Source organism: uncultured Microbacterium sp. (genome assembly GCF_947632095.1).
In the GTDB taxonomy this organism is placed as follows: Bacteria; Actinomycetota; Actinomycetes; order Actinomycetales; family Microbacteriaceae; genus Microbacterium.
This window is the reverse complement of sequence record NZ_CANROA010000103.1, coordinates 1-2,738: the sequence shown is the minus strand read 5'-3', so window position 1 is coordinate 2,738 and position 2,738 is coordinate 1. Positions and strand designations below refer to the sequence as shown.

The 2,738-nt window shown below is 66.6% G+C and carries 5 protein-coding genes and 1 pseudogene; 4 read left to right on the top strand and 2 right to left on the bottom strand.

Features of this window, described 5'->3' with window-relative positions; all coding sequences use genetic code 11:
• From Q0Z66_RS12435 to Q0Z66_RS12425, 3 genes and pseudogenes are all read left to right on the top strand, one after another.
• A pseudogene (locus Q0Z66_RS12435) lies at positions 1–258 on the top strand (alcohol dehydrogenase); the annotation flags it as partial.
• A 249-nt stretch (positions 259–507) separates the two neighbouring features.
• Positions 508–771, top strand: coding sequence for a type II toxin-antitoxin system Phd/YefM family antitoxin (locus Q0Z66_RS12430; protein ID WP_298041632.1), 264 nt, complete (start codon positions 508–510; stop codon positions 769–771).
• Positions 768–1,148 carry a type II toxin-antitoxin system VapC family toxin gene (locus Q0Z66_RS12425; protein ID WP_298041629.1) on the top strand — a complete coding sequence of 127 codons (381 nt, stop codon included), beginning with the start codon at positions 768–770 and terminating at the stop codon, positions 1,146–1,148. The genes Q0Z66_RS12430 and Q0Z66_RS12425 overlap by 4 nt, the downstream gene beginning before the upstream one ends.
• A 6-nt stretch (positions 1,149–1,154) precedes the next feature.
• Here Q0Z66_RS12425 and Q0Z66_RS12420 read toward each other — a convergent pair whose 3' ends face one another.
• Both Q0Z66_RS12420 and Q0Z66_RS12415 read right to left on the bottom strand, forming a co-directional pair.
• On the bottom strand, positions 1,155–1,331 hold the full coding sequence (locus Q0Z66_RS12420; RefSeq protein WP_298041627.1) for a hypothetical protein: 177 nt from the start codon (positions 1,329–1,331) through the stop codon (positions 1,155–1,157).
• Positions 1,332–1,350: 19 nt separating this feature from the next.
• Complete coding sequence (locus tag Q0Z66_RS12415) at positions 1,351–1,842, bottom strand: hypothetical protein (protein WP_298041625.1); 492 nt, start codon at positions 1,840–1,842, stop codon at positions 1,351–1,353.
• A gap of 100 nt (positions 1,843–1,942) precedes the next feature.
• Between Q0Z66_RS12415 and Q0Z66_RS12410 the strand changes: the two genes are divergently transcribed.
• Positions 1,943–2,554: a hypothetical protein gene (locus Q0Z66_RS12410; RefSeq protein WP_298041622.1), complete on the top strand. Its 612-nt coding sequence runs from the start codon at positions 1,943–1,945 to the stop codon at positions 2,552–2,554.
• Positions 2,555–2,738 lie beyond the last annotated feature (184 nt).

Below are 2,738 nucleotides of genomic sequence, written 5' to 3'. Positions count from 1 at the left end.
GGCGGACGCGTCGTGCAGGTCGGCATGGGCAAGCTCGAATCGACCATCGACACCTACGCGCTCATCCTCGGCCGCAAGCAGCTGCACGGCTCCATGGGCGGCAGCAAGGAAGACATCGAAGAGACCATGCGCTACATGGCATCCGGCGACCTCAAGCCCGCACTCACCGAGATCGACTTCGAGGAGATCCCCGCCGGCATCCAGCAGCTCATCGACGGCACCGCCGTCGGCCGCCTCGTCGCGAAGGTCGGCGACTGACCCAGCGGTGATTCACCGTCGGCCTCTCGCGCATCGCGAGGGGCCGACGCCGTGTTTCACATACGGCGCAACCATCATTGACGAGCGCCAATGTCTGCACCCCGTGCATCATGAATTCAAAGATCACCAGGGGGTTGAAGAGCATGGCACGGCTGCCCGACAGGACAGCGAACGCGCCCCGCTGCGCGCTGAACTTACGACACCACACATTATCTACTACTTCTAGTAGTTCTGGCGTACGATCAGGATATGAGCATCGTGACGAAAACTGAGCTCAACCAGCAGACCGCGAAGGTGCTGGCACGAGTAGCGGCCGGAGAGCGCCTCACCATCACTGACCGCGGCCGACCGATCGCGCAGCTCTCACCGCCGGAACCGTCCCCCTGGGACGACCTCATCGCCAGAGGCAAGGTGCGCATGCCGACGCGCCGCGGCCCACTCTCGATACGGCCCGTCACGCTGCCCGTCACATCTGACGAGGTTCTCGCCGACCTGCGCTCGGATCGCCTGTGATTTACCTCGATACGTCGGCCGCGGTGAAACTCCTCATAGACGAGCCAGAATCCGCTCAGACGCGAGCGTTCTTCGACGCACACGAAAGTGCGTTGGTCTCTTCAACCCTGCTCGCCGTCGAACTGAACGCTGTCGCAGACCGTCGCTTGATCTCGACCGACGCTGCTAACGACGTCATCGAGCGCGTCGCTCTCGTGGCACTCGATGACCAGGTGGCGGCGACGGCGATAGCCCTGCACAGCGGGCTGCGCACTCTTGACGCGCTGCATCTCGCCACCGCAGTGCACATCGGCGACGCTGTCGAAGGCATCCTGTGCTTCGATGCCGAGCTGAACGCCGCAGCATCACGCGCAGGAATCCCTGCTCTCAGACTCTGACGGCGTTCATTCCCGCCGACTGAACACCCCGCGTAGCACCGCGTAGACGGCGATCGCGACCACCACGACGATGACGGCCTTCACGATGAACCAGAGCATGCTGAAGACGATGTTCACCAGCACCAGCGCGATCATGACGGCTACGACGACGCCGACGAAGGTCCAGATGCTGCTCTTCTCCATGCCTCCACGCTAACCGGGTTCAGCGCGCGACGGTGAACACTTCCCCGATCGGGTACCGGCGCGCATTCACCCGCAGGCGCACACCCTGCCGCGAGCGCACCTGGATCATCGGATGCCGCGTCCCCGACAGCATCCGCACCTCGACGGCGTCGGCCACGGCGATCTCGCGCACGCGTCCGAAAGCGGTGCGGAAACGCACGCCGTCCCGGCGGAGCTCGACGTACCGGTTCCGGTGCATCATCAGGAAGAAAGCCCCCACGAGCACAGCGACGACACCGGTGATGCGCATGGGCCACAGCTCCGAGGCACCCCGCACCGTGAACGAGGTCAGGCCGATGAAGAACCCTGCGGAGACGAGCAGCCAGCCGATGATCGCGACGGCGATCGGCTGACGATAGCGATGCGGATGCTGTCGGTCACGGCTCGGGCGCTTCGCCGACGCCCAGACGCTCGAGAAGACGAACACCAGAGCGAGCGCGACGAGCGCATAACGCAGGGCGAGAACCGACACCCCTCGAGGCTAGCCGCCCCGACGTCCGAGCCGGTTGCTACGATTCTCGGGACGCCTGGCGGCCTCACTCTGAGGCCCCGCGCGCCGAAGAGGAGAACGCATGACCGAGCAGATTCCGCCCCGTCCCGACGGGGCCCCGCCCGTGGCTCAGACCCCGACTCCCCCGGTTCCGCCGATCCCGCCGGCCCCGGCCGGCGACATCATCGTGATTCCGCCGGCGCACCCGGCTCCGCCGGCTTTCGGAGCATCGGATGCTGCGCCCACCGCGGCCGCCCCGAACCCGTATCTGCCGCCCGCACCGCAGAACCCCTATGCCGCGCCGGCCGAGCAGGCGCCGAACTATCCGGTGCAGCCTTACTCCCCGCCGTCGCCCTATGGGCAGCCGCCCTACGCGCAGGACCCCTATGCAGCGCCGGGCCAGATGGTGCCCGCCCACCCGCAGGCGCAGGCCCCCGCGCTCTACGGTCAGCACGCCCCCTACGGCTACGCGCCCGTACCGCAGCAGCCCCAGTCGAACGGCATCGCCGTCGGCGGGTTCGTCGTCGGGCTCATCTCGATCTTCCTGCCGTTCCTCCTGGGCCTGGCCGCGGGAGTCGCCGGCATCATCATGTCGGCCAACGGAATCGGCCGGGCGAAGCGCATCGGCACTGGCAAGGGCCTCGCGGTCGCGGGCCTGGTGCTCTCGATCATCGGAACCGTGCTGATCCTGTGACGCCCTGACGTCACCGCACGGCGACGCCCCGTAGCAGAACATCCACCGTCATATCGATGCGCTCGGGTAACATCGGCCGACCGAGCAGTGCAGCGTACGACGACATGGCGACGAACTGGTCGGCGAGCATCCCGGCATCCACATCTTCACGCACCTGACCGGCCTTTTTCGCTGCTTCGAGGCG